The sequence below is a fragment of the Blastococcus sp. TF02A-26 genome (assembly GCF_003319125.1).
Taxonomy (GTDB): domain Bacteria; phylum Actinomycetota; class Actinomycetes; order Mycobacteriales; family Geodermatophilaceae; genus Trujillonella.
Genome location: NZ_QOHG01000049.1, coordinates 1 through 1115 on the forward strand (window position 1 = coordinate 1; position 1115 = coordinate 1115).

Below are 1115 nucleotides of genomic sequence, written 5' to 3' on the forward strand. Positions count from 1 at the left end.
TGTACTGACCGGAGACGTTGGTCGAGGACGTGTGACGACACGATCTGATTGATCTTGTTCGGGGAGGACCTCCGGACGTGGAGTGGAGCTGCTGAAGGCACCCATTCCACGAGCTCCGGAGGTCCTCCTGTCCCACGCTAATGCCGCCCTGACTCCACGCCACCGTCTGCGGCTTGCGCGCGCCGTGGTCGAGGACGGTTGGTCGATCGCCTATGCCGCGGCGGTGTTCAACGTCGCCTGGCCGACCGCCAAGCGGTGGGCCGACCGCTACCGGACCGAGGGGCCGGCGGGCATGGTCGATCGCAGCTCGAGGCCGCACTCCAGCCCGCGGCGGACGCCGGCGCCGGTGGTGCGCCGAATCGTGCACCTGCGGTGGAAGCAGCGGCTGGGCCCGGTCGCCATCGCCGACCGGGTCGGAGTCGCCCCCTCGACCGCGCATGCGGTGCTGCGCCGGTGCCGGCTCAACCGCCTGTCCCACGTCGACCGGGCCACCGGCGAGCCGATCCGCCGCTACGAACGCGACCGGCCCGGCGAGCTGATCCACGTCGATGTGAAGAAGCTGGGCAACATCCCCGACGGCGGCGGCTGGCGCTACGTCGGCCGTGCCCAGGGCGACAAGAACCGGGCCGCGACGCCCGGGAAGCCGCGCAACGCCCACTACAACCCCAAGATCGGCACAGCGTTCGTGCACACCGTGCTCGACGACCACAGCCGCGTGGCCTACGCCGAGATCCACGACGACGAGACCGCCGCCACCGCCATCGGCGTGCTGCGCAACGCCGTGGCCTGGTTCGCCGCCCGCGGCATCACCGTCGAACGCGTCCTGAGCGACAACGGCTCTGCCTACCGCGCCCACGCCTGGCGCGATGCCTGCGCCGAACTGGGCATCACACCCAAACGCACCCGGCCCTACCGGCCACAGACCAACGGCAAGATCGAACGCTTTCACCGCACGATGGCCGACGGCTGGGCCTTCCGACGGCTGTTCCTCAGCGAATCAGCCCGCCGCAAAGCACTGCCGGGCTGGCTCCACGAGTACAACCATCACCGGCCCCACACCGCGACGGAGAACCGACCGCCCATCACTCGATTGACCAACCTGTCCGGGCAGTACA

Annotated in this window: 1 protein-coding gene; it reads left to right on the plus strand. The window is 70.0% G+C overall.

Annotated elements, in window-relative coordinates:
* Nucleotides 1–127: 127 nt before the first annotated feature.
* Nucleotides 128–1115 (plus strand): IS481 family transposase (locus tag DQ240_RS23040; RefSeq protein ID WP_113842046.1); only part of this gene is annotated, 988 nt, incomplete at its 3' end.